Genomic DNA, 22,334 nt, shown 5'->3' with positions numbered 1-22,334 from the left:
GATGAAGATTGCCTTGCCCGATGCCACCGGCACCCTGACCGATTACACCCTGACCGGCACGCCGCTGCCAGAGGCGCGGCTGCCCGCGACCCCCGCCCGCGTGGTCTATTCCGCCGCGCATGTGGTGGCCGATCCGTTTACCGCGAATGATCCCTCTGGCCCCGCGACGGTAGATTGGCAGGCGACCATGCGCTTTCGCCACCACCTGCACGGGCTGGGCCTTGGCATTGCCGAGGCGATGGATACGGCGCAGCGCGGCATGGGGCTGGACTGGGCGGGCGCGTTGGAGCTGATCCGCCGCACGCGCAGCGAACTGCCCGACGCGCTGGTTGCCAATGGCTGCGGCACCGACCACCTGAACCCTGCCCATGCGCGCGATGTGGACGATGTGAAGCGCGCCTATATGGAGCAACTCGACGCCATTCAGGCGCTGGATGCCCGCGTGATCCTGATGGCCAGCCGCGCGCTGGCGCGGGTCGCCAAAGGGCCCGAGGACTACATCCGCATCTACAGCGACATCCTGTCGGCCTGCGACCACCCCGTGATCCTGCATTGGCTGGGCGATATGTTCGACCCGCAACTGGCGGGCTATTGGGGCAGCGACCGTTTTGACGAGACGCTGGAGACCGTCGTCGCGATCATCGAGGCGAACGCCGCCAAGGTCGACGGGATCAAGATCTCGCTGCTCGACAAGGACAAGGAAATCGCCCTGCGCCGTCGCCTGCCCGAGGGCGTACGCATGTATACCGGCGATGATTTCAACTACCCCGAGCTGATCGCGGGCGACGATCAAGGCTTTTCCCATGCACTGCTGGGCATCTTCGATCCGCTCGCCGTGGCCGCCGCCCATGCGGTGAACCAGTTGGGGCAGGGCGATGTGGCGGGCTTTCGCGCGACGCTCGACCCGACCGTGCCCTTGGCCCGGCTGATCTTTCGCGCACCGACGCAGTATTACAAGACGGGCGTGGTCTTCCTCGCGTGGCTGAACGGGTTTCAGGATCACTTCGTCATGCTGAACGGCGCGCAGGCGATGCGCCCCTTGCCCTATTTCACCGAAGTCTTCCGTCTGGCCGACCACTGTGGCCTGCTGCGGGACCCCGACTTGGCGGTGACGCGGATGAAGCGCCTTTTGGCGATCCACGGCGTCGCCTGATGCGGGACTTCTCGCGCGATACCTCTGCGCTGGCGCTGAACACCGCAACGCTGGGGCACAACCTTGACGGGCACGGCGCGGGCTGGTCGCCCGAGCAGGTGATCGACGCCTGCGCCGAACGGGGCTTTGGCGGCATCGTCTTTTGGCGGCGCGAGATCGGAACCCGCGCGGTGCAGATCGGCGAACTGGTCCGTGCAGCGGGGATGCAGGTCGTGGGGCTGTGCCGCACGCCTTACCTGACCGGGCGCGAGGCCGGGTCGGATGCCGAGGTCACAGCTTCCATCGACATGGCCGCCGCGCTTGGCGCACCGGTTCTGACCATCGTCACCGGCGGCACCGAACCGGGCAGCAAGGGGCTGGAGGACAGCCGCAAACGGCTGGCAGAGCGCATCGCGCAGCATCTCGACCACGCCCGCGCCTGCAATGTCAAACTGGCGATGGAACCGCTCAACCCGATGTTCGGCGGCAACCGCACCTGCCTGTTCGCCGCGCGCGATGCGCTTGGGGTCTGTGAGATGATCGGGGATGCGCAGGTCGGTCTTGCGGTCGATGTCTACCACGTCTGGTGGGACACGACGCTGCCCGAAACGCTGGCTCGCGCGCCGGGCCGCATCCTTGGCTATCACCTGTGCGACTGGCTGGAAAACACCAGCCACATGCTGCTTGATCGCGGCATGATGGGCGATGGCGTTGCCGACCTGAAGGCGATCCGTGCGGCGGTCGAAGCGGCTGGCTATGCCGGCCCCTGCGAGGTCGAGATCTTCTCGGCCGCTGACTGGTGGCAACGCCCGCCCGATGAGGTTCTGGACACCATCGTGGACCGCTTTCAGAGCGTGTGCTGAGGCCGAACGCGGTCAAATACCGGATGCTCTAAATACCATAATCAGGACTACGCGCGAAACGTCAGCCCGCTTGGCAGACCCAAGTACCGCCACCGAAGCACTGCGACATTCAGGAAACCGCTGTGCACCGCAAATCCACGCTGACGAAACGGTGTTTCCGGATCAGGAATCGACCCATATGGAGACCGAGACACCTTTCGGTTCTTTGACGAAACCATCGATGTCGACGACCTTGATCCTAAACTTGCGTGCCTCCGCCATGAAAGGCTGTATACGCCGGCAGTGAGTTTCATCGATTTGGCCAACTGGTTTCGCATCGCCGCCAAACATCCAGGCGATCAGACCCTTGGGTTTGGCAAGGACCTCGACCCGGTCTTCGACCTAGCGGAGATCGAGCTGGTCTCCAGGTTTCAGGCCAAATCTCGCGAGGTTTCGCGGGATTTCGACCAACTTGCACGAGTAGATCAGTGGATGCATCTGCTGTCCTCTTGTTGGCAGCGCTCTTGATGGCGCTTGAGTCTCTTCACGCAGGGTATTGCAGCTTTGATCTGCGGCAAAGCGCAAGATTGATGTGGCCAGCAAAGCTGACCATGGACGCACATTGGGCAATCTCCTTTCCGGATTTCTGAGCCATAGCATTGACCTCTATGCCTCACCAATGCTCTAATCTTGATTTATAGAAAGGGTGCCTATACCTCATGACCTGGAACTGGACACTGCCCGACTGGCCGGATTTCCGGTATGACGCCTCCGCTCTGGAGCCGTTCGAACAGAGGTTTCTGCTGTCATCCGGAGAAATCCTCGGCGCAGTCCATCATGTCAACCCGCCGGATCGCGAGCAACTCCGCATCGAGTTACTCAGCGACGAAGCCATGCAGACCAGCGCCATCGAAGGCGAAATCCTCGACCGGCTCAGCGTCCAGTCTTCGCTGCGGCGCCATCTGGGACTCGATCCCGACAGTTATCCCGCCAAACCGCGCGAACAGGGCGTCGCGGAAATGATGGTTGACGTCTATTCCAGCTTTGCGGAGCCGCTGAGCCACGAGACGCTGTACCGCTGGCATCGGATGCTGCTGTCCCATGACCGTCGGTTAGAGACCATCGGAGCCTACCGACAACACGCCGAATCGATGCAAATCGTTTCCGGCCGCTTTGACCGACCGACGATCCATTTCGAAGCGCCGCCTTCGGCGCAGGTCATGCCTGAGATGGAGCGATACGCGGATTGGTTCAATAGGACCGGCCCGCGGGGAGCAGAGCCGCTTCCCGCCCTGACGCGTGCCGGGCTAAGCCACCACTATTTCGAGAGCATCCACCCATTCGAAGACGGCAACGGCCGCCTGGGCCGCGCGCTCGCTGAAAAGTCGCTGGCGCAGAACATTGGCCAGCCGACCCTAATCTCGCTCGCCTTCACCATCGAGAAAGAGCGGAAAGAGTACTACGACCAACTCAAGCGGCATCAAACGACGCTTGACGTGACGGCGTGGCTCATCTGGTTCGCAGAGATTGTCTTGAAGGCGCAGCAGATCACACTCGACCGCGTAGCGTTCTTCATCAACAAGGCACACTTTTACGATCGACATAGAGATCACCTGAACGACCGCCAGGCCAAGGCCATCGCGCGGATGTTCCGTGAAGGACCCGAAGGTTTCAGCGGCGGCCTAAGCGCGGATAACTACCTCAAGATCACCGGCACATCCCGCGCAACCGCGACCCGCGATCTACAGGACTTGGTCGAGAAGGGCGCGCTGAACCGAACTGGCGAGCTGAGACACACGCGATACTGGTTGAAGCTCGATGGAGACAAGGGTTTTTCTGCAGCAAAAACAGTACAATAACAAAAATCCGAGAATCCGTTTTATGTAACATAGTCGAAGACGGACCAAGCACAGTACCGCATTCAGTTGGGACAACGCCAACATTGCGGTCGATCATGCGGGTCGCAGCGAAAGACCACCTTGTGTTAAGACTCGTAAAGGCTCAGTTAGCTTGGCGGGTCGATCTCAGACAAGAACAAACCAAATACAGACGTGGGGTTTACACCGGATTGATAGAGGGCTTTTCCCGGATTGATATGGAAACTTTTCCCGGCTAATCTGGCGTTATGCGTTACACTCAGAGCCAGATCCGCGAGTTGCTGTCCATTTCAGTGGACGCCTTTCGAACTTGGAAAACAGCAATCCCGGCCTTGGCCTCGCACAAGGGGCATGCGCCGAGCTTCACGCCTGGCGACGTCGTTTCGTTGGCGATAGTGGCTGAGATGGTCCGAGATTTCGGCATGCGTGTGGGAACGATGGGCAACCGTTTCGATCAACTCTTCAGCGAGTGCCAGGGAAGGTCCTGGCTCTCACTCGAAAACTGCGTCGCCATGATGGAAGCCGACAACTGTCGCTTGGTAGAGATAAGCCTTGTCCAACGCCAACCACTGGAAGTTTCTACTCACTGTGTGCCGTGCGCGCCGATAATTGCGCGCCTACGATCGTCTCTGATGGCGGTGGAAGTTGAACAAGCCCAAGGTCATCTGCAGTTCCCACCCACTTCAGTGGACATTCAGCCGGGAAAGCGCGGTAAACGAGCATGACCACCACCCTGGCATCCTCATTGGCACCGGAGTGGAAAGACCGTCTGGGGCTCACACATCGGCGCTCGCCTGAGCTCTACGAGTCAGCCGAGACCGTCAGCGACGTACCGCATGCGCCGGCTATCCGAGCCGCCCTCACCGAAATGGGCGTATCGGCGATCTTCTGCGTACAAGGCGTCCCAACCGTCGCGATCTTAGAAGCCGATCACTATGACCGTGCCGCCATAATAGATCTTCACGGCGCACTCTGGAATCAGGGCCTGGCAAGCCTGTTGCTGGTTATCGCCGACGATACGTTAAGAGCGTTTTCGCTCGCCCGCACTCCGCTGAGGGATCCAGGCGACGCCTTCGAGACCCGTTGCCTCATCGATAGCCTGAGCCTGACAACCGAAGCATTGCGGTTCCAGAACCTTATCTACGGCGCGGAATCCGGACGTCTTTGGAAGGACTACGGCGAATTTTTCCCCTCGAAAGAACGCATCGATCAGGTTCTCCTCGACAATCTGAATGAGTCCCATCATCTCCTGCAAAAGGCTGCGCTCGCTCCCGATGCGGCCCAGGCCCTGCTTATTCAGGCGATGTTTATCGCCTACCTTGAAGACCGAGACATTGTAACCCCCGCCTACTTTGCCGCCGTCTCCGAGAAGCGCGCGGAAAGTTTTTCGGCACTTCTGAAAACCGGTGACGTCAATCTCTTCCGGTCCTTCTTTCGGACCCTTCAGGCAGATTTCAATGGCGATCTGTTCGTCGCGCCGTGCTCCTTCGAGGCCACAAGCGAGGCGCCAGAAGTCACGCCTGCCCATCTGACGATCTTGGCGCGGTTCCGGGCAGGCCGTGAAGAAATGGCGCGTTCCGGGCAGCTGCGGTTCTGGGGCTATGACTTCCGCTATATTCCAATCGAGCTCGTCAGCGCCGTCTACGATCGGTTCTTAGGTGAACGCGAGGCCGAACGCCGTGCCAACGGTGCCTACTACACGCCCATGTTCCTCGCCGACACGGTCGTTTCACAAGCGTGGGACTTGTTGCCGGATGCGACAAGGACGACAGGAAACTTCCTCGACCCTGCCTGCGGTTCAGGCGTTTTTCTCGTCCGTTCGTTCCAGCGGCTCTGCGAACACTGGCGAGCCAAACACAAAACCCAGACGATTTCCTGGAAAACGCTGTTGAACTTACTGAGCCAAATCCATGGCTGGGATTTGAATGGCGGCGCTGTTCGAGTCGCCGTGTTTTCGCTCTACGTAGCCTTGCTCGAAGAGGTCTCGCCACGTGACATCCGCAAGCTCATCACTCGGGGTAAACTCCTCCCGGAACTTTGGGGCAAGAACCTCGTCTGCCGCGACTTTTTCGAAGTGTCTCCTAACGGTGCCCGATACGAGGTAATCATCGGCAATCCGCCATGGACTAGCCGCCGCGGTCCGGCTCGTTCGTCTGTACAGTGGAGCAAGAGGGCCGGCCATCCGATGCCTGGTGGCGAGGATGCCTGGGCATTCAGCTGGAAGGCCCTTTCGCATCTGGCCGACGGGGGACTGATCGCCTTCCTGCTGCCAGCGATGGGGTTCCTGCACAACCACGCTCAGAAAACGGTCGAAGCGCGTGACGCTTTCTTCCGAAAGTCACAGGTCCGCCGCGTCATCAATTTCGCTGACCTTCGCTTTCAGCTTTTCGAGAAAGCCCATCGCCCTACAGCTCTGATAATCTACAGCAATGCGAGTGCCGGTAGTTTCCCGTATCGCTTTGACTATTGGGCGCCAAAGGCCGACCTCAACTTGCGCATCAAGCGTGTCATCACGTTGAGCAGCGCGGACAAAGCCTCGCTTGGGGTGGGCACCGTTCTCGATAATCCGCTCATCTTCAAGCAGCGCCTTTGGATGCGGGAACCGGACGCCAAGCTTTTCGGCTACCTAGCACGGTATCCCAAGCTAGAGGCCTTCGTCCAAGACTTCGGCGGCTTAAGCCGTCGCCGCGAAGACCCGGGCGATCGCTGGGTGATCGGGCAAGGCTATCAGCCCTTCAATGAAGACAGCGGTAGCGATGCGCCTCCACTCGAAAGTGCATATGTCGGCCGACTGCCGGACCTACCCATCGCGGCCTATTCACGCCTAGCCCAGACTGTGGAAGGCTTAACGCCGGCCGCATCGTCGTCGGTTCGTCGTCGCGGGTTTGAAGCCGGATTCGATGGCTCGCGGATCCTTATCCCGCGTGGGGTCGAGACTTCGCAGAACCGCCTTCGTGCTGCCTATTGCGATCAGCCACTGACCTTCCAGCATATCTTCCAGGCGATCGTGGTGCCGGGGGACGACAGCGACCGTGCCAAGCTCTTGACAGCGATACTCAATAGTCGCATCGCGGTCTGGTACGCATTTCATGGCACCGCTTCGTTTGGTTCGGATCGACCCGAAGTCCAGCAGGCCGACCTGCTCCGCTTGCCGTTCCCATCGCCCGACGATGTTCCGGACCATGCCGCAGCAGCACAAGCCGCTGTTGAGCTGATCGCAATTGTGGACGACGCGTGCGAGCGTTCCAACGAGCCGTTCTCGATTCAGGTCGATGACAACGATGTTCTTCGTAAGATCGATCGGCTCGCGTATCAATATTTCTGCCTGTCTCCCGATGAGATCGCGCTAGTCGACGATACTGTCGAGATAATCCTTCCTGCGCTTCAGCCCCATGAAGGTAACTTCCCGAAACTCTGGAGCGCGCCTGACGAACCCCAACGCACTCTATATGCGCGCACATTGTCGGCGAGCCTCGCGGACTGGTTCAAAGGCAAGAAGATCGATGCACGCCTTGTCGCGCGCGGCGCCGATCTCGCGATCCTACGCCTGCATTTGGGCGGGCATGAAGACTATGCCGAAGATGCGACCGGCGAACTCAGCAACGTACTCAACACGCTTGCAGCCCACATCCACAGGCCTCTCAACGGTAACTTCCAGCTCATGCCGGATCTGCGCATTTTCGTCGGGGACTGCCTCTACCTAATCAAGCCTATGCAGATGCGCTTCTGGCTGCGCTCCACGGCGCTCGCCGATGCCGATGGAATAGCGCTCGACCTCCAGCAAGCTGCCGCCAAGCCCCAACAGCAGGGCGCCGATTGATGCTGATCGGTGATGTGCAGGGATGGATCGACAACTTCGTTTCGTTTGACGATCGCTTCCTAGAGCGGATCGCGGCAGCGTGGCCAGAGTGCATGGCGGTTCTTCCCGAGCAACCAAGGGAAGATGATATCACCATCAACCTCGTTGATCGCCTCGCCAAGGACGTCGTCGTGCGTCGGTTATGCCATTGGGTCGAGTACCAGTTCGAGCCATTCGGCTTAGCCGCTGACGGGTCTAAATATAGCAAGGGCATCATCGACATCGCTGTGCTCTTCGACTGGGATCGGGAGCGATACCTCGCCTATGAGTGCAAGCGGCTAAACGTGATTAATGGCGGAAGCCGAAGTTCCTTGGCTACTGTGTACGTCACTCAGGGCATGATGCGCTTTCTCACCGAGCAGTATGCTGAGCAGCTGCCTGTGGGGTGCATGCTAGGTTATGTGCTCGATGGCGACGTACCCTTCGCTCATTCGCGGATTGCCGCCGCCATCGGCAGCCATGTACCTCTCGGGCTCGCTGAGGGCCCCACACCCCTTGCCGTGATCGAAACGATTGAGCGCTTCCGCACAAGGCATAACCGCCAAAGCGGATTACAGATTGAACTACGCCACGCGCTGTTTTCAAAGTCGGCCACAACCCCTCCGGATGGCTGACGAAAGGACCGGGACGCGTGGCTGCCATCACGGCTTTGGTCAAGTCAATGCTGCATTGCGACACGCATTATACGGCGCATCCAATTGATCAAAAAGCAGGATAGGGTTGTCGGTCGGCGTACCACAGCAGTTTGGTGGCAGCATCTACCGAGCGACAGCTTTAAGGTGCACAACCTGCAATATTCTGGAATCCAACTGTCCGGTCAGGGCCGTTCTCAACGCTCGCCCAGCAACCGATACCCCCGCCGCTTCTTCATCGCCGACAGCTTCATCAAAGCGTTGACCGCCCTACCCTCGTCATCATGTTGTTCAATCAGCATCTGACCTCGAAACCCGATCCGGCCCCATTCTCGCACCAGGCTCACTCCGCCGAAGAGATCGGGCTGAACGCTCATCCGATAGAAGCGCCGCATGTTGAGGGACGGGTCGATCCGTTTCAGATCGACCACCGTCGGAAACACGTCCAGTTGCTGCGATTCGTCGAACATCTTGCGGTCACCTTTCGCTGCTTCACAATATCAGGTAGCCGGCGTCGTTTCCACTATCATCTGTCCCGAGACGGGTGGGGGCTCACGCCCCCTTCTCGAACTTCATGACCGGGATGCCGAGCTTCTTGGCCTTGTCGGCGAGGTTTTCCTGGATACCGGTCCCGGGGAAGACGAGGACCCCGACCGGGAGCACATCCAGCATTGCGTCATTTCGTTTGAAGGGCGCGGCCTTGGCGTGCTTGGTCCAGTCAGGCTTGAAGGCGACCTGCGTCACGCCCCGGGCTTCGGCCCATTTAGCGGCGATGAGTTCTGCGCCTTTTGGGCTGCCACCGTGCAAAAGGACCATGTCGGGATACTTGGTCCGGACCTGGTCGAGCTTGCCCCAGATCAGGCGATGATCGTTGAAATCGGACCCGCCGGTGAGGGCGACCTTGGGGCCTGCGGGCAGCATTACCTCGGTCTCGGCGCGGCGCTTGGCGGCCAGGAAATCGCGGCTGTCGATCAGGGCGGCGGTCATGTGCTGGCGGTTCACCATCGAGCCGGAGCGGGGGCGCCAGGTCGATCCCGTGTGCTGGACAAACTCGGTGGCGGCGTGATCGCGCATCATGTCCATGCAGTTGCGCCGTTCGACGAGTGTCAGGCCTTCAGCCGTCAGGCGCTCGAGTTCGACGGATTTCACCTCGGAGCCGTCCTGCTCGCGCTGGAGGCGGCGCTGCGCCTGCTCGTTCTCATCGAGTGACCGCTCGATCCGTGCCGTGGCGCGGTGGAAGAGGTTGACCTGGCCCCAGAGCACCTCTTCGAGGTCGGGTTCCATACGGGTGTCTTCCAGGGTCGCGACGAGGGCGTCGAAGATGTCGGCGACGGCGACGGCGAGCCGCTGCCCATCGGGCATTGGGCGCGGATCGGGCTCGTCAAAGGGGCGATAGCCATAGAGCTGAAGCTCGTCGAGCGCATGGGCGGTCTGGGATGCGCTATGGGCGGGTTCATACGCGTCGTCGTGGGTCTGGATCGTCATCGGTTTCTTGCCTCCGGGCCTGTCTCGTCCGCGCGTCATCCCGCGCGGCCTTCATGGGCAGACCCGAGCCGTCGGGGCGGTTGCCCCTTCACCCCGGCTTCACCGGGGCCGGAACAGCGTGGAGGAGGTCGGCAGGGAAGCTATTTGTCTCGCGATGCAAAGGCGGCTTTGCCGCCGGCGGAAATAGGTTCCCTGCCGACCTTGCAGGGGCAACCGCTTTGACGGCCTGCCCATCTCTTGAAGGCCGCGCAGGGCTGACGGGTGGATGCGTAAGGCCCGGGATGGGGTGAGGACGACGATCCAGAGCCACGACTGGGATGCTGCCCCCTGCCCCGCACTCCCAGACCCCCCTGCGCGATGCAGCTCAGCCCAATAGGCGATGCCGATCCTCTGGCCCGATCTGTCCTGCCAGATGCTGGCGCAGCGCGTCCTTGCCGTTCGCCCGAAGATCATCGTTGAAATCCCCGAGCCGCGGTTCCAGCACCCGCACGCGCACCCCGACCTCGGAGGCTCTGGCGCTCAACTTCTCTGCCGCGCGCTGCCCGGCTGGATCGCGATCGATCGCGACGTAAAGGCGCTTGAGCCCCTCCGGCAACAGGACCGCGCCGAGGTGACCCGAAGAGAGTGCCGCCCAGACGGGCAGACCTGGGATTGCCTCGGACAGGGACAGCATGGTCTCGATGCCTTCGCCGACGACGAGGATGTCATCCTGCGAGGTGAGCCTGACAGCATTGCCGAGTAGGTGACCCATAGCCCGACGCTGTGGATTCACTGCCGCCTTCCCCTGTCCGTCAGGCGCCAGCCAGGTGCGATGCGCTCCCTGCACGGCCCCTGCCCCATCGGTGACCGCCGCGATTATCGCAGGTCTGGGGATGCTCCGGGGCTGCCCCTCTTCCCGATGCCAGCACTTCGGGTGGAAGCGTAAGGCGCCGTTCGCCCCGAATTGGGTGATGCCTCGGGAACGGAGGTAGGTCTCAGCAAGCGTGCCTGTGATCGGGTTCGAGGCAGCAAACAAGCGCGCCGCCGCCGCAGGAGTGCCACCGGGCGCCTTGGCCTTCCTCGGCTCTTGCCTATCCGGGACGACCGGCTGCGGACGGCCAAGATGCGCTCGGGCCTCGGCGAGAAGGTCGGGGAAGCGCGTGATCCCCGTCCGGGCGCGGATGATGTCCAGGAGATCGCCGTGCTCGCCTGTGGCCCCATCCGTAAACTTGCCCGCTGCTCCCGGCCCCGACGCGGGCCCGGTCAGCCGCACAAAGAGCGACCGGCCGGGGTTGTTCTGCAGATCGCCGACGATCCAGTAGGATCCTTCCCGCCGTCCGGCGGGAAGGTAGGCACGACAGACGCCTTCGGCATTTTCTGCCAGATCGCGCACGAGGTCTTCGGTCTCGGAATACATGGGTCAACAACCTCCGCGATCATGTAGCCTTGCGACAGGACAACGTGCAAGCAGACGATCCAGTATCGCGACGCCATCGGCGGAGGTCGGGCAGAACAGCCTCAGCTTCCAGCTGATGATCTCCGAGAAGAAGCCATCGGCCTTGAGTCGATCCTTGGCTGCCTCCGAGAAGCCCGACAGTTCGATCCGGTTCGCGCCCATGACGCGCGAGCGGTGCAATTCCATCCCTTCGGACAGGCGCACCACGGTCTTGCCCTCCAGAACGAGGGCATGGACCTGCGCGGCCGAGAGCTTGGGCGCATCGGCGGCCAGCGTGGTCGCGACCCAGGCAGGCGAGACGCGGCGGCCGATGATGCGCTGCCCGTCATCGGTCTGCAGGCGGTAGACGCGGGTTTCGTCCTGGGGGAGCTGCTTCCAGATCGGCAGCAGCAGGCCTGCCACGATGTGCAGCGTGGCTTCGGAGAACTCCGGCACCTCGGCCAGTTCCGCGGTCCAGGCGGCGGCGAAGGCCGCGCGGTCGGCTTCCAGCCAGTGGGTGTCGTCCATGATCTTGGCCGGCACCGTGCTGGCCTCCGTTGGCCGGATCACCCGCAGGCGGGGCTCGATCGTGCCATCATCCAACATCAGGCTGGTGGCAGGCACGTGCACTGCGGCCCGACCTGAGCGGCTGTTGACCAAGAGCCGCGCCTTTGGATCATCGAGCCAGTCGAGCGCATCCACGAGCGCTGTCGGCGTGTTGCGGCGCTTTTCCGCGATGGTCAGAAGCTGGGTTTCGGCGCCGGAGCCCGGATGGGTGTAGATGACCTGTGCGTCGGTCACCCGGAAGCTCTCGGCACGGAGTGTCTCGAGCCCGAGATCATAGACCCCGGCGGCGATGGCGCCCTCAATTCGCTGATCGAGCAGCTCCTCGAAACCCGCGAACAACACGGCCTGCATGTCGATCGTCAGCGCCAGCAGGCGATTGAGGAAGGTCGTGATCGGGGGAAGGTCGTCCTTCAGCCCGTTGTCATCGGTCAGGCTGAGGCCAGTGGCATCCTCGAAGGCCCCAAGGGAGCAGCCCACCACATCGCCGCGATAGATGCGGCGGTAAAGCTGGCGCAGGGCGTCGCGGGCGTAGGGCGACTCGAGGTTGTCTTCGGGCCGGAACAGCCCTTGCCCGCCGGTCTGGCGCTGGCCGCGCGTTATAGCGCCAAGCGTGTCGAGACGTCGCGCAATGGTCGACAGGAACCGCTTCTCCGCTTTGACATCGGTGGCCACCGGCCGGAACAGCGGCGGCTGCGCCTGGTTGGTCCGGTTGGTGCGGCCAAGCCCCTGAATCGCCGCGTCTGCCTTCCAGCCGGGTTCCAAGAGGTAGTGGACCCGCAGGCGCTGGTTCTTCGCCCCGAGATCGGCGTGATAGCTGCGCCCGGTGCCGCCGGCATCCGAGAAGATCAGGATACGTTTTTCGTCATCCATGAAGGCTTGGGTTTCCGCGAGGTTCGCGGCTCCAGCCCGGTTCTCCACCACGAGCCGTGCCGAATGCCCTTCGCCCTTCCGCACAATGCGCCGCGAGCGCCCCGTGACCTCGGCCACGAGATCGGTGCCGAAGCGCTGGACGATCTGGTCGAGCGCACCCGGCACTGGCGGCAGCGAAGCCAGCTTTTCGATCAGCGCGTCTCGACGGCGGACGGCCTCGCGGCATTCGACCGGCTGGCCATCGCGCACCACGGGACGGGAGGAAAGATTGCCCTCGCTGTCGGTGAAAGGCTCGTAGAGCTGCACCGGGAAGGAATGGGCGAGGTAATCGAGGACGTATTCCCTGGGCGTGATATCACAGCGGATATCGTTCCACTCCTCGGTCGGGATCTCCGACAGGCGACGTTCCATCAGTGCCTCGCCCGTCGAGACGATCTGGATGACCGCCGCATGACCCGCAGCCAGATCGGCATCGATGGATGCAATCAGCGTGGGGGTCTTCATCGAGGTGAGCAAATGGCCGAAGAAGCGCTGTTTGGCGCTCTCGAAGGCTGACCGCGCGGCGGATTTCGCCTGGCGGTTGAGCGTGCCCGACCCGCTCGGCCCGTCGGCCGCGCCGGAAATGTTCGCCGCCTCCAGCGCCGCGGTCAGGTTGTGGTGGATGATGGCGAAGGCCCCGGCATAGGCATCGTAGATGCCGCGCTGCTCGGGGGTCAGCGCGTGTTCCAGCATCTCGTATTCGACACCGTCATAGGACAGCGACCGCGCCGTGTAGAGTCCGAGCGCCCGCAGATCGCGGGCGAGGACCTCCATCGCGGCGACGCCGCCAGCCTCAATTGCCTCGACGAACTCCCCGCGCGTGGCGAACGGAAAGTCCTCTCCGCCCCAAAGCCCAAGGCGTTGCGCGTAGGCGAGGTTGTGGACCGTCGTCGCGCCTGTGGCCGAGACATAGACCACGCGGGCATTCGGAAGTTTGTGTTGAAGGCGCAGGCCCGCCCTGCCCTGCTGCGAGGCTTGTGTTTCGCCGCGCTCGCCTTTGCCGCCGGCGGCATTGGCCATGGCATGGCTTTCGTCGAAGAGGATCACCCCGTCGAAATCTGCCCCGAGCCAGTCGACGATCTGGTCGACGCGGGATTTCTTCCCACCTCGTTCTTCCGAACGCAGCGTCGCATAGGTGGTGAAGAGAATGCCCTCGGTAAGCGGGATGTCGCGGCCTTGGGCAAAGCGCGAGAGCGGCGTGACCAGCAGGCGCTCCTGCCCGAGCGCCGACCAGTCGCGCTGCGCATCTTCCAGCAGCTTGTCGCTCTTTGAGATCCACAGCGCCTTGCGGCGGTCTTGGCACCAGTTGTCGAGCAGGATCCCAGCCGACTGGCGGCCCTTGCCCGCGCCGGTGCCATCACCGAGGAAGAAACCCCGGCGGAAGCGGACGGCGTCAGCGGCATCGTCGGGCGCGGCCGAGACCATGTCGCCGGTCTCATCGACGATCCAAGACCCTGCGAGATATGCGCCATGCGCCTCCCCCGCGTAGATGACGGTCTCGAGCTGCGCGTCGGACAGCAGGCCGTCGCGCAGGATGGTCGCCGGAAGCTTGGGGCGATAGGAGGTTTTCGGAGGTGCGACAGAGGCCATGGCCGCCGATTGCACAAGCTTGGTCGGGTGCGATGCGGCGTCTGGGATGTCGATAGCCTGCAGACGGAAGGTCTCGTAGATCGCGTCGGACAGCCGTGCGGCATCTTCGTCCTCGGCGGCGTCGCGGAGAGCGTAGTCCAGTTCCTCGGCCTCAATCTGGGTTTCAGGCTTCGCCGGATTGGCTGCAGAGATCGCGTGCGATCGGCTGGCGGGTTTGCGGGTGGTGAGGTGAGAATTTCCCGGAAAGGGGGAAGAATGGCCCTGCCCCGCAGCAGGAGCTGGATCCAGTTCGAGGCGCGGCGGAACCTCGGCAGTGACCTGGGACATCAGATGTGCCACGTCCGGGGATGTGGGTTGGCGCAGGTCTGCGGTGATGCCTCCCGGCTCGCCGCCGCGGCATTTATCGAAGACAGAAATCCGCGTCTCGAAGCTGGTGCCGTGCTTGGCGAAAGCTGCGCCCGACACCGCGCCGGTGAAGATGAGATGGGTCGTCTCGGTCAGACGGCCGAAGGTCTCGGCCCAGGCCGGCGCATCCGGAGCAAAACCGGCCCCTGTGATGGCCACGAGCCGTCCGCCGGGAACCAAGCGCGCAAGGGCCGAGCGCAGATGTCGGGCCGTCGCCTCGGTCGACCGACCATCGACATTGGCTTGGGCCGAGAAGGGCGGGTTCATCAGAATGACGCTTGGGCTTGAGGAGGCGTCGAGATGATCGTCGATCTGCGCGGCATCGAACCGGGTGACCGGTCGGGCCGGGAACAGCAGGCGCAGAAGATCGGCGCGGGTGTCCGCCAACTCGTTCAGAGCCAGAGTGCCGCCGGCGATCTCGGCGAGGATCGCCAGAAGCCCGGTCCCGGCAGACGGCTCTAGGACAAGATCACGGGGCGTGATCTGTGCTGCCGCCACAGCCGCGAGCCCCATGGGCAGCGGCGTCGAGAATTGCTGAAAGCGCTCCATCTCTTCCGACCGCCGGGTGTGCGTGGGCAAGAGGCCTGCCACCTTGGCGAGGATCGGCAAGAGCGCCGCAGGCGAGCCGGCACGCGCAAGCAGCGCCCGACCGAACTTTCGCAGAAAGAGGATCAGCGCCACCTCGCCCGCCTCATAGGCGAGCTTCCAGTCCCAAGCACCGGTCGCATCGGAACCGCCAAAGGCATGTTCCATCTCGCGGCGCAGGCGCAGCGCGTCGATCTGAAGCCCTTGCGCCAGATCGGGCTGCAGCGCTTCGGCAACAGCAACGATCGCAGGGGCAGGATTTGCTGCCAACGGGACAATGGGCGCAGGCAAGGACGCCTGCGCAACAGGGGCAAGATGGGTCATCGGGAAACTCCGGAATGAAGGACAGGATCAGGCCCGTACACCCTCTCTCGGGCAGCCTCGGACCTGATCTTTCCCGGCCCCTCTCTCCCTCTCGAATCCGACGCGTCCCGGAAGCTCGGCTTGATTTTGTTCTTGTTCTGTTCTATATTCTGAGCCAAGCCAGAAAGGGGGTTCCACCATGGAAATCACCACGCACGCCCTGCCGGCAACGCCCAAGCAGATCGCCTATGCGCGATCGCTCGCGCAGCGCAACCGGACGCTCCTGCCCTGGGAAGTTCAGCAGGACCGCCGTTCGTTGAGCGCCTGGATCGAGGCACAGGCCCGGCTGAAGCCGGTATCGGACATGGACCGGCTGCCCACGTCCAAGCAGGTGGCCTTCGCGGAGAAGCTCGCGCGGATCAAACGGCGCGCCGTCCCGGACGAGTGCTTTCGCGACAAGGGGCTGATGTCGAAGTGGATCGACGGGAACAAGTGACTCGGCAGGATCACCCGAACCGCCGCCCTCCTTCCGTGAAAGTATACGCGTTGACGATGATTCCCTCCTCGATGGCCTGGTCCGAGGTGAGGTGGTCGTATTCGGCTTCAAGCTGACGGTAGAGCCAGCGGGCCAGATCACGCAGCGTCTCGGTCACGACTTTTTCCGCGTCCTCGGTCGGCGGCTGCCAGGTCGGGCTGTCGCGCGTGACGTCCACAGACATGGTGTATTCGTGGTAGTAGCGGCCACGGTGGCTGGCCGCGGCGGCGAGCTGGTAGAAGTTCCGCCGCTGGATGGCCTGCAGCCGGTCGGCGATGCCGTGCAACGTCACATCCGTCGGGGCATAGTCCCGAATACGCGCGGCGGCGCCCTTGACGTGGGACCAGTAGCCTTCGAACGAAGCTCCATCACCCTGGCTCCAGAAGCCGGAGAACCAGATGCAGGGCTTGGCCCGCGTCCCGCCACTCATCAGGCGGACGGAGGTGGTTTTCAGGCGGATGCCAAGGATCTCGCAGACCCGCTCAAAATCCTCATAGACCGCGTCCCACCAATCGTCATGGGGGCCAAGCTCGCGATACCAGCTGCGCGCCTTCTCCTTGGCGGCATCCGAGAGTTCGGGGAACTGGTAGACGGTGGTGCAGATCACCTCAGGCATCGATGTCCTCCCCGTTCAATGCGGCGGCCAGCCATTCTTGCGTGCTGGACCAGCCGATGGATTTGCGCGCGCTGAGATCGATGGCATGAGCGCCGCCACCAAAGGCGTCGAGTCGTGGCCGAGAGCAGGTCAGAGAATACTGGAACCCCCAAAGGCCGGTGAGGTCGAGCTCTTCAGCAAGACGCAAGACGAAGCGGATGACGGCTTCGACATCGCCGTGTTCGTCATCATGGATCCAGAGGCTGCTGCCCTCGGGGGCATCCTGGTGCACGAGATCGAAGCCAGCGATATCCGGGTCGTCGGCGTCCTGATCCGCAGCGCGCAGATCGTGAAACAGCGCGAGTGCTCGGGCCGCCTTTTCGGGAGTGCCGACGTCGAGCAGGCATGAGAAATGGGTGAAGTAATCCGCCATGGGGACCTCCTGAATGGGGAAGACCCGGCCAGAAGGCCGAGTACTGGATTGGAAGGGTCGGCCGGGAGCGATCAGCCGATCGACGTGTCGTCTGCCGCCTGTCGTGCGGCATGAGCGCAGAGCATTTGCCGGTAGAAGCGCTTGCGCGCCGTCCGGAGGCCGCAAACAGCGCGTGTGTCGGGGTGCAGCGCCCGGACCGCCGCGCGAACCACTGCCAGTGGCGAAGCGGTCGGTGGCAAGCCAAGACTTAGATAAGTGGGATCGGTCATGTCACGTGACCTCGACCACGGGCGAGACGAGATGCGGATCGACCTGTGCCTCGATCCGTTCGGTCCGACCCATCCAAGGCTCGGGCCGAATGGCCTTCACCCAATCGGCGAAGCTCGGGATTAAGCCAAGGTCCTCCTTAACATGCTGCTCGCCGACCCACCGGGTCGGGATGACGCGCCCGGTCGAGAGCGTAAGTGTCGGGCCGAAAATCGTCTCGGCCATGAAGATGCCCTCCGCATGGTGGCGCAGCGCCCGGTGCCGAAAATCGGCTGTGATCTCCTTGCTCTGGTCAAACCAGGAATGCACCGCCATGAAGTCGTCGACCGTGCCGCCCCATTTCTTCACCGAGGACAGGGCGTGGTGGTAGGGATGTGCCATCGCCGCCCCCTCAGAAATCGTGGGTGGTGAGTTCGGACGAGGTGAAGCGCTCGTTGAACTCAAGGTGAATGGAGCGCGCGCGCGCGTCGAAGCAGAATTCGCCGTAGGCCCCGTCGTTGTTTTCCCAACCGCCGTGGGTGTCAGACAGCAAGTCGTACGCCAGTTGCTCCACGACATCTTCGAGCGAAAGCGCCCGCATCTCGACCTCCGGGTCGTCCCAGGTCAATGCGGCATAGGCGATCTGGGTCTTGGGGAAAGTGACTTCGGCGTCGCCAGCGTAGGCTTCGATGCTTTCAACCTGGCCGCAATCGCCATAGCCGTCAAAGCTCACGGTCACATGGGTGATGCCCGCGGCAGTCAGGCCATCGAAGAGGCGCTCCTTGTTGGCCGGACGCAAAGCTGCGATCCGCGCGTCACGCTCGGACTGCCGAGCCAGCACGGCGGCGAAATCAATCCTGGACGGCGCCATCGGCGCGGCTAGGGTGGGTTCGATCTTGGACATTGGAAACTCCGAAATGAGGGAAAGGATCTGAACCCCGAGGCTCTCTCTCGTCCTCCTAGGCTCACATCCTCCCCTGCCCTTCTCTGACTCTCGGGCGTCACGCCGCGATCTGCAGGGCGCGAGACGCGAAGACACGCCAGAGCGGATCGACAAGACGGGCATCGAGAACGTCGGCGTGGTGCCGCAGCCGTCGCGCGAGGCTATGTTCATGCCACTCGGCCGCCCGCATGGCCTGCGCGCGGGCCTGGCTGGCCTCGGACACGACGGCGCGGGCTTCGGCGGCATCCGAGACGGGGTGGCACCATGCGACCCCGCCACCATGGACAGCCCCGGCCAGAACGAGGCGGCCCTCCCTATCGAGGATCGCCAGGATGCGCGGTGCCTCTTCGGGGGTGACATTTTCGGCATGAACGATTGCCCCCTGCATGGCTTCGGCCAGCGTGGGAAACCGCTCCAGTACCTTGGGGTGTGCCTGCCCGGACATGAGAGCCGCCGACGCGTGGCAAGCCGTCGTGAGCGCAAACGGCAAGTCTTGATCTGCAAGAACGGTCAGGAAGCTCGGCGGCAAACCTGTCTTCTGTGTTTCCGGCTGAGTTTGGAGAGTAAGGTCGAACATGGGCATATCTCCGACGGTGCGGAGAGCCTCTCTCCCCGCTTCAAACCGTCAAAGACCAAACCGCCCCCTCGGACTCTCTGTCGCTGATCGGGCCGATCATTTCGGCGTTGGTAAATCGCCCCACCGAACCCGCAAGTAGCGCCCTTCGCGCTTTGGAAGATCTTTTCGGTCGATCATCCGACCCGAGACCTGAAAATCCTCGTTGATCTTTACAACCAAGAGCTTGTTGAAATGCCCATTTGTATCGACCACAACCACATCCTTTGTTTTGAATGGCGTAATGGTTTTGACCTCGACATGATCATTGCCAAGTCTTCCGTCAGCACCCTGGGCATAGGTCTTGTTCAGCTTGATACCATACGTGATAGCACCAAACAGCTCACCGATATCGCCGTAGACAGAGAGGTGAAGGCCGGTCTCGAGGTGGTAGCTTTCCGCGAGGGACAGGAGATCCTCAAAATATGGGATCATAGACCTAATCGCGTTCGGGTATTTTGCGCCCCACTCCTTGTAGCGAAGTTGCTCGTCGATTTCCGACCAGGTAACCCATTCGCCGTCATCATAAAATGCACGATCTGACCAATCGATTTCTTCCATGCGCGTACTTCCAACACCTAAACATTTCGGGCACGGTAGCAGATCGATGAAACAGGAACGAGACCGGAGGCGATATCGCCTCCGGTCGCCACATTAGCCAACGCGGTCGAGGAGCTTCTTGGCGCGCCCTTCCATGTCGAGGCGTGCATCCTGCTGAGTCTTGTCGCGGGCGAGCCGCGTGATGCCCTGCACGAAATCGAAGATGCTCTCGGGCGGGCGGCCTTCCTCCATCAGCACCTTCTCGATGATCTTGCCGGATTCGGCTTTCGAGAAACCGCGCTTACGCAGGAAATCCGCGCGGTCCTCATCGCTGCGCGCCACGATCTGCTGCCGCGCCGCCTTGATCCCGTTCACGAACCCCTGCGGCGAGGAATTGGCAAACCGCGTCAACGCGGGCGCGGCCTCATGTGCGAAGCGCGAAGCGGCGTATTTCGAGTGACGGATCTTGATCTCTTGGAAGTCCTCGACACCCCAGAGATTGCGGTTCTGGCACACCGCCCGCAGGTAGAAGCTCGCCATACCAAGGGTCTTCGCGCCCACCTCGGAATTCCAGCAATAGAAGCCCCGGAAATAGAGATCGGGGGAGCCGTCGGGTAACTTGCCTGCTTCGATCGGATTGCGGTCGTCGACCAGGAACAAGAAGACGTCGCGGTCCGAGGCGTAGAGCGTGGTCGTGTCGCGACTGATTTCGACATCGGGGTTGTAGACCCCGGTCGACCAGTCGAGCACACCCGGCACCTTCCAGCGCGTATCGCCCGTGCCATTGCCCGCGATGCGCTGCACCGCCTCGACAAGCTCGAAGTCATGGATGCGACCGTAGTCGGGACCGGTCACGGCGCGCAGTTCGGTCCGGCCGTCTTCCGTCTCGAAAGTCTTCACCTGCTCGGCGCGGTGGTTGGTCAGGCCGTATTGCAGGTTGATCCCCGCCAGTGGCGCGGGCAACTGCCGCAGGTAGGAGGCCGGAGCGCCGACAATGCTGGCGAGCTGGCCGAAGGCCCAGTGTGTGGGCGCGACCGGCTCATGCGCTTTCGGCAGGACCAAGTGCAGCCGCTCTGCACTGTCGCGCGCTGCCTCGACACGGATGTCGGCGGTTTGCACCACCCGGCTGCGGCTGCGCTCAGAGCGACCCTTCACATTGGCCCAGAGATCGTCGAGCGACAGGTACCGCTCGTCATCCGGCCTGTTGAACCATTCGGACGACACCCGCCCAATCCGGTCACCCCGGCTCACATCCACTTTCCAGCCACCAGCCCGCGTCGGCTGTACCGCATCCAGAACTTCCACAACGCCCATCGGCATTCCTCCGCGACAGGCGCCGGGAGCCACTCTCCCAGCCCTCAACCCGTCACCGGGAAACCGGCCAACCTCAAACTCTGTCGGGCAAACGGCGCTAAGTCGGAGGCGCCGCACGCCCGCAACTCGCTGGTGTTGACCTGCGTTCAAAAATGGCAGAGGTTAAACAAGGCCTTTCTCGCAGGCCGGTGTGCCCGCCACGCGAAGCTTTGCAGCGATCTTGATTTCGAACAGCAGACCTCATGCCATCGGCGGGTCTGATTAGCAGCGGGCACCTAGTCAGATCCAGCTTGGACATGGATCATGACAGAGAACACTAAGCTTAAAACTTTGAAACTCCTGGCGAAGCGTTACGCTAGGGCGACGGGTCAACCACAGCACGTAGCGCTCGACTTTGTTGCCAGTCGAATGGGCTTTGCTCATTGGAATGCGTTGACAGGCAGCGCCAAAGGAGAGTGGGTTCCCTCCGAAGCACAAGTTGCCACGATCAAGGCCTTCGTGGAACGGATCACTTCCTACGACGGTGCGACCTTCGACCATATCTTCGGAAGCCCCGATGCCGTCACTCAAGGAGAAGTACGGGGGCATCCATACGAACTGAAAACAATGCTTGGTGACGTCCGCATGGATGGTGAGGGTTGGCAGATCGTGCTGCCAGAAAACCCTTTGGCCGCCCCTCGTGTCGAGATCGACATCAAGCATGCCCAGACCAGCCCGATGAACGATCGCGTGCTACGTGAAGAAGCCATCGGGATTGCGAGGGAATTGATGCAGAGCGTCAAGGCGCGGCGATTTGCCGATTGGCCACGGCGCGCCACAAAGCCGGATGCGGAAGGAAATGTGCGGCACCCGTTCTTGGAGATGGAGGAATCGAACCTCTGGTACTGCCTTCACTGCAACTCAGAGATCACCGGCCCACAGATCGCTGGAAACCAATGGCACTGCCCCAGCTGCGGCGCATCACCAATCAACATTTTTCCAGAAGCCTTCTGGCTGGAACCGACCGATGAAAAACCAGTGCCAGTCCAATCCCGCGCCGAAAGGCAAGAGATTGAACCCATCGTGTCAATTATAGATCCGCGGCCAAGGCTTGACCTCAATAGTGACCAGGTGACCCATTTGATCCGGGCTGCCCTGTTCGAGGATGCGACCAATGCCAGCGAGCGCATGGGAGCGAGTCTGGCCGAAATCTGGGTTGATGCCGATCTCGACGTGGTTGTTTCCTTCGAGGATCACTACTGGCCCGAGGACAAGGAGCCGACTGCTGCGATCGAAGTGGCCGCACTGCTTGGAATCGAGATTGAGTTGGAAATTACTTGGTCGGATCCGTTGTTCGCATGGCCCGGTTTGGGCACCGTGACCCAGAGCACGGCCGAATATACGCGTTTGATGCTCGACGCGTATCGCAGTCACGGCGCGACCAGAACCAAAGACGAAATGAACCAGACCGGGTTTACCGGAGAGCCAAAAGCTCGGAAGGTAAGCTATGGAAAAGGGAAACCCTGGGAACCGTTT

The 22,334-nt window shown here is 62.1% G+C and carries 20 protein-coding genes; 9 read left to right on the top strand and 11 right to left on the bottom strand.

From position 1 onward, the window contains the following. Position 1 precedes the first annotated feature (1 nt). The 7 genes from D8Z78_RS23220 (at position 2) to D8Z78_RS23190 (ending at position 8,324) form a co-directional block, all read left to right on the top strand. Complete coding sequence (locus tag D8Z78_RS23220; protein ID WP_121634665.1) at positions 2-1,153, top strand: dihydrodipicolinate synthase family protein; 1,152 nt, start codon at positions 2-4, stop codon at positions 1,151-1,153. Beyond that, positions 1,153-1,995 (top strand): sugar phosphate isomerase/epimerase family protein, encoded by an 843-nt coding sequence (locus tag D8Z78_RS23215; protein ID WP_121634663.1) that lies wholly within the window; start codon positions 1,153-1,155, stop codon positions 1,993-1,995. Before D8Z78_RS23220 ends, D8Z78_RS23215 begins: the two co-directional genes overlap by 1 nt. Positions 1,996-2,277: 282 nt before the next feature. Continuing rightward, positions 2,278-2,502, top strand: coding sequence for a hypothetical protein (locus tag D8Z78_RS23210; protein ID WP_058249052.1), 225 nt, complete (start codon positions 2,278-2,280; stop codon positions 2,500-2,502). Positions 2,503-2,693: 191 nt separating this feature from the next. Further along, positions 2,694-3,833 (top strand): Fic family protein, encoded by a 1,140-nt coding sequence (locus D8Z78_RS23205; protein ID WP_058249051.1) that lies wholly within the window; start codon positions 2,694-2,696, stop codon positions 3,831-3,833. A 266-nt stretch (positions 3,834-4,099) separates the two neighbouring features. Then, a complete protein-coding gene (locus D8Z78_RS23200; RefSeq protein ID WP_058249050.1) occupies positions 4,100-4,576 on the top strand; it encodes a hypothetical protein in 477 nt (158 codons plus the stop codon). Continuing rightward, complete coding sequence (locus D8Z78_RS23195; protein ID WP_058249049.1) at positions 4,573-7,671, top strand: HsdM family class I SAM-dependent methyltransferase; 3,099 nt, start codon at positions 4,573-4,575, stop codon at positions 7,669-7,671. Before D8Z78_RS23200 ends, D8Z78_RS23195 begins: the two co-directional genes overlap by 4 nt. After that, a complete protein-coding gene (locus D8Z78_RS23190; protein ID WP_128910908.1) occupies positions 7,671-8,324 on the top strand; it encodes a hypothetical protein in 654 nt (217 codons plus the stop codon). Before D8Z78_RS23195 ends, D8Z78_RS23190 begins: the two co-directional genes overlap by 1 nt. A gap of 215 nt (positions 8,325-8,539) precedes the next feature. Here D8Z78_RS23190 and D8Z78_RS23185 read toward each other — a convergent pair whose 3' ends face one another. The 4 genes from D8Z78_RS23185 to D8Z78_RS23170 all read right to left on the bottom strand — a co-directional run bounded on the left by D8Z78_RS23185 (position 8,540) and on the right by D8Z78_RS23170 (position 15,621). Beyond that, positions 8,540-8,812, bottom strand: coding sequence for a WGR domain-containing protein (locus D8Z78_RS23185; protein ID WP_058249047.1), 273 nt, complete (start codon positions 8,810-8,812; stop codon positions 8,540-8,542). Positions 8,813-8,894: 82 nt separating this feature from the next. Beyond that, entirely contained in the window at positions 8,895-9,827 is a 933-nt protein-coding gene (locus D8Z78_RS23180) for a DUF2493 domain-containing protein (RefSeq protein ID WP_128910907.1), read from the bottom strand. 364 nt (positions 9,828-10,191) lie between these two features. Continuing rightward, positions 10,192-11,223, bottom strand: a complete 1,032-nt coding sequence (locus tag D8Z78_RS23175; RefSeq protein WP_128910906.1) for a DUF7146 domain-containing protein — start codon at positions 11,221-11,223, stop codon at positions 10,192-10,194. 3 nt (positions 11,224-11,226) lie between these two features. Further along, positions 11,227-15,621, bottom strand: coding sequence for a strawberry notch family protein (locus D8Z78_RS23170; RefSeq protein ID WP_128910905.1), 4,395 nt, complete (start codon positions 15,619-15,621; stop codon positions 11,227-11,229). A 178-nt stretch (positions 15,622-15,799) separates the two neighbouring features. On the opposite strand from D8Z78_RS23170, the gene D8Z78_RS23165 reads away from it, so the two are divergent. Then, positions 15,800-16,096 carry a hypothetical protein gene (locus D8Z78_RS23165; protein WP_128910904.1) on the top strand — a complete coding sequence of 99 codons (297 nt, stop codon included), beginning with the start codon at positions 15,800-15,802 and terminating at the stop codon, positions 16,094-16,096. 10 nt (positions 16,097-16,106) lie between these two features. Here D8Z78_RS23165 and D8Z78_RS23160 read toward each other — a convergent pair whose 3' ends face one another. The 7 genes from D8Z78_RS23160 to D8Z78_RS23125 form a co-directional block, all read right to left on the bottom strand. Next, positions 16,107-16,751, bottom strand: a complete 645-nt coding sequence (locus D8Z78_RS23160) for an antitoxin of toxin-antitoxin stability system (protein WP_128910903.1) — start codon at positions 16,749-16,751, stop codon at positions 16,107-16,109. Further along, positions 16,744-17,163 (bottom strand): hypothetical protein, encoded by a 420-nt coding sequence (locus D8Z78_RS23155; protein ID WP_128910902.1) that lies wholly within the window; start codon positions 17,161-17,163, stop codon positions 16,744-16,746. Before D8Z78_RS23155 ends, D8Z78_RS23160 begins: the two co-directional genes overlap by 8 nt. A gap of 270 nt (positions 17,164-17,433) precedes the next feature. Beyond that, positions 17,434-17,811 (bottom strand): DUF6915 family protein, encoded by a 378-nt coding sequence (locus tag D8Z78_RS23145; RefSeq protein ID WP_128910901.1) that lies wholly within the window; start codon positions 17,809-17,811, stop codon positions 17,434-17,436. 10 nt (positions 17,812-17,821) lie between these two features. Further along, the gene (locus D8Z78_RS23140) at positions 17,822-18,313 is read right to left on the bottom strand and encodes a DUF6878 family protein (RefSeq protein WP_128910900.1); all 492 of its coding nucleotides are present in this window, start codon (positions 18,311-18,313) and stop codon (positions 17,822-17,824) included. A 97-nt stretch (positions 18,314-18,410) separates the two neighbouring features. Further along, complete coding sequence (locus D8Z78_RS23135; RefSeq protein ID WP_128910899.1) at positions 18,411-18,929, bottom strand: DNA repair protein RadC; 519 nt, start codon at positions 18,927-18,929, stop codon at positions 18,411-18,413. A gap of 96 nt (positions 18,930-19,025) precedes the next feature. Next, entirely contained in the window at positions 19,026-19,526 is a 501-nt protein-coding gene (locus D8Z78_RS23130) for a hypothetical protein (protein ID WP_007803268.1), read from the bottom strand. 93 nt (positions 19,527-19,619) lie between these two features. Then, entirely contained in the window at positions 19,620-20,819 is a 1,200-nt protein-coding gene (locus D8Z78_RS23125; protein WP_128910898.1) for a DUF932 domain-containing protein, read from the bottom strand. Positions 20,820-21,122: 303 nt separating this feature from the next. Here D8Z78_RS23125 and D8Z78_RS23120 point away from each other — a divergent pair. Then, on the top strand, positions 21,123-22,334 hold a 1,212-nt coding region (locus tag D8Z78_RS23120), incomplete at its 3' end, for a hypothetical protein (protein WP_240672242.1).

Origin of the sequence: Tropicibacter alexandrii (genome assembly GCF_003667315.2) — a bacterium.
In the GTDB taxonomy this organism is placed as follows: Bacteria; Pseudomonadota; Alphaproteobacteria; order Rhodobacterales; family Rhodobacteraceae; genus Tropicibacter; species Tropicibacter alexandrii.
Note: the sequence above shows the minus strand (reverse complement) of the source record. Positions and strands in the feature narration are given on the sequence as shown.

What these genes read in the sequence shown, in the direction of transcription:
- D8Z78_RS23220 (WP_121634665.1), top strand. Translation starts at nt 2, where the DNA reads ATGAAGATTGCCTTGCCCGATGCCACCGGCACCCTGACCGATTACACC.
- D8Z78_RS23215 (WP_121634663.1), top strand. Translation starts at nt 1,153, where the DNA reads ATGCGGGACTTCTCGCGCGATACCTCTGCGCTGGCGCTGAACACCGCA.
- D8Z78_RS23205 (WP_058249051.1), top strand. Translation starts at nt 2,694, where the DNA reads ATGACCTGGAACTGGACACTGCCCGACTGGCCGGATTTCCGGTATGAC.
- D8Z78_RS23200 (WP_058249050.1), top strand. Translation starts at nt 4,100, where the DNA reads ATGCGTTACACTCAGAGCCAGATCCGCGAGTTGCTGTCCATTTCAGTG.
- D8Z78_RS23195 (WP_058249049.1), top strand. Translation starts at nt 4,573, where the DNA reads ATGACCACCACCCTGGCATCCTCATTGGCACCGGAGTGGAAAGACCGT.
- D8Z78_RS23190 (WP_128910908.1), top strand. Translation starts at nt 7,671, where the DNA reads ATGCTGATCGGTGATGTGCAGGGATGGATCGACAACTTCGTTTCGTTT.
- D8Z78_RS23185 (WP_058249047.1), bottom strand. Translation starts at nt 8,812, where the DNA reads ATGTTCGACGAATCGCAGCAACTGGACGTGTTTCCGACGGTGGTCGAT.
- D8Z78_RS23180 (WP_128910907.1), bottom strand. Translation starts at nt 9,827, where the DNA reads ATGACGATCCAGACCCACGACGACGCGTATGAACCCGCCCATAGCGCA.
- D8Z78_RS23175 (WP_128910906.1), bottom strand. Translation starts at nt 11,223, where the DNA reads ATGTATTCCGAGACCGAAGACCTCGTGCGCGATCTGGCAGAAAATGCC.
- D8Z78_RS23170 (WP_128910905.1), bottom strand. Translation starts at nt 15,621, where the DNA reads ATGACCCATCTTGCCCCTGTTGCGCAGGCGTCCTTGCCTGCGCCCATT.
- D8Z78_RS23165 (WP_128910904.1), top strand. Translation starts at nt 15,800, where the DNA reads ATGGAAATCACCACGCACGCCCTGCCGGCAACGCCCAAGCAGATCGCC.
- D8Z78_RS23160 (WP_128910903.1), bottom strand. Translation starts at nt 16,751, where the DNA reads ATGCCTGAGGTGATCTGCACCACCGTCTACCAGTTCCCCGAACTCTCG.
- D8Z78_RS23155 (WP_128910902.1), bottom strand. Translation starts at nt 17,163, where the DNA reads ATGGCGGATTACTTCACCCATTTCTCATGCCTGCTCGACGTCGGCACT.
- D8Z78_RS23145 (WP_128910901.1), bottom strand. Translation starts at nt 17,811, where the DNA reads ATGGCACATCCCTACCACCACGCCCTGTCCTCGGTGAAGAAATGGGGC.
- D8Z78_RS23140 (WP_128910900.1), bottom strand. Translation starts at nt 18,313, where the DNA reads ATGTCCAAGATCGAACCCACCCTAGCCGCGCCGATGGCGCCGTCCAGG.
- D8Z78_RS23135 (WP_128910899.1), bottom strand. Translation starts at nt 18,929, where the DNA reads ATGTTCGACCTTACTCTCCAAACTCAGCCGGAAACACAGAAGACAGGT.
- D8Z78_RS23130 (WP_007803268.1), bottom strand. Translation starts at nt 19,526, where the DNA reads ATGGAAGAAATCGATTGGTCAGATCGTGCATTTTATGATGACGGCGAA.
- D8Z78_RS23125 (WP_128910898.1), bottom strand. Translation starts at nt 20,819, where the DNA reads ATGGGCGTTGTGGAAGTTCTGGATGCGGTACAGCCGACGCGGGCTGGT.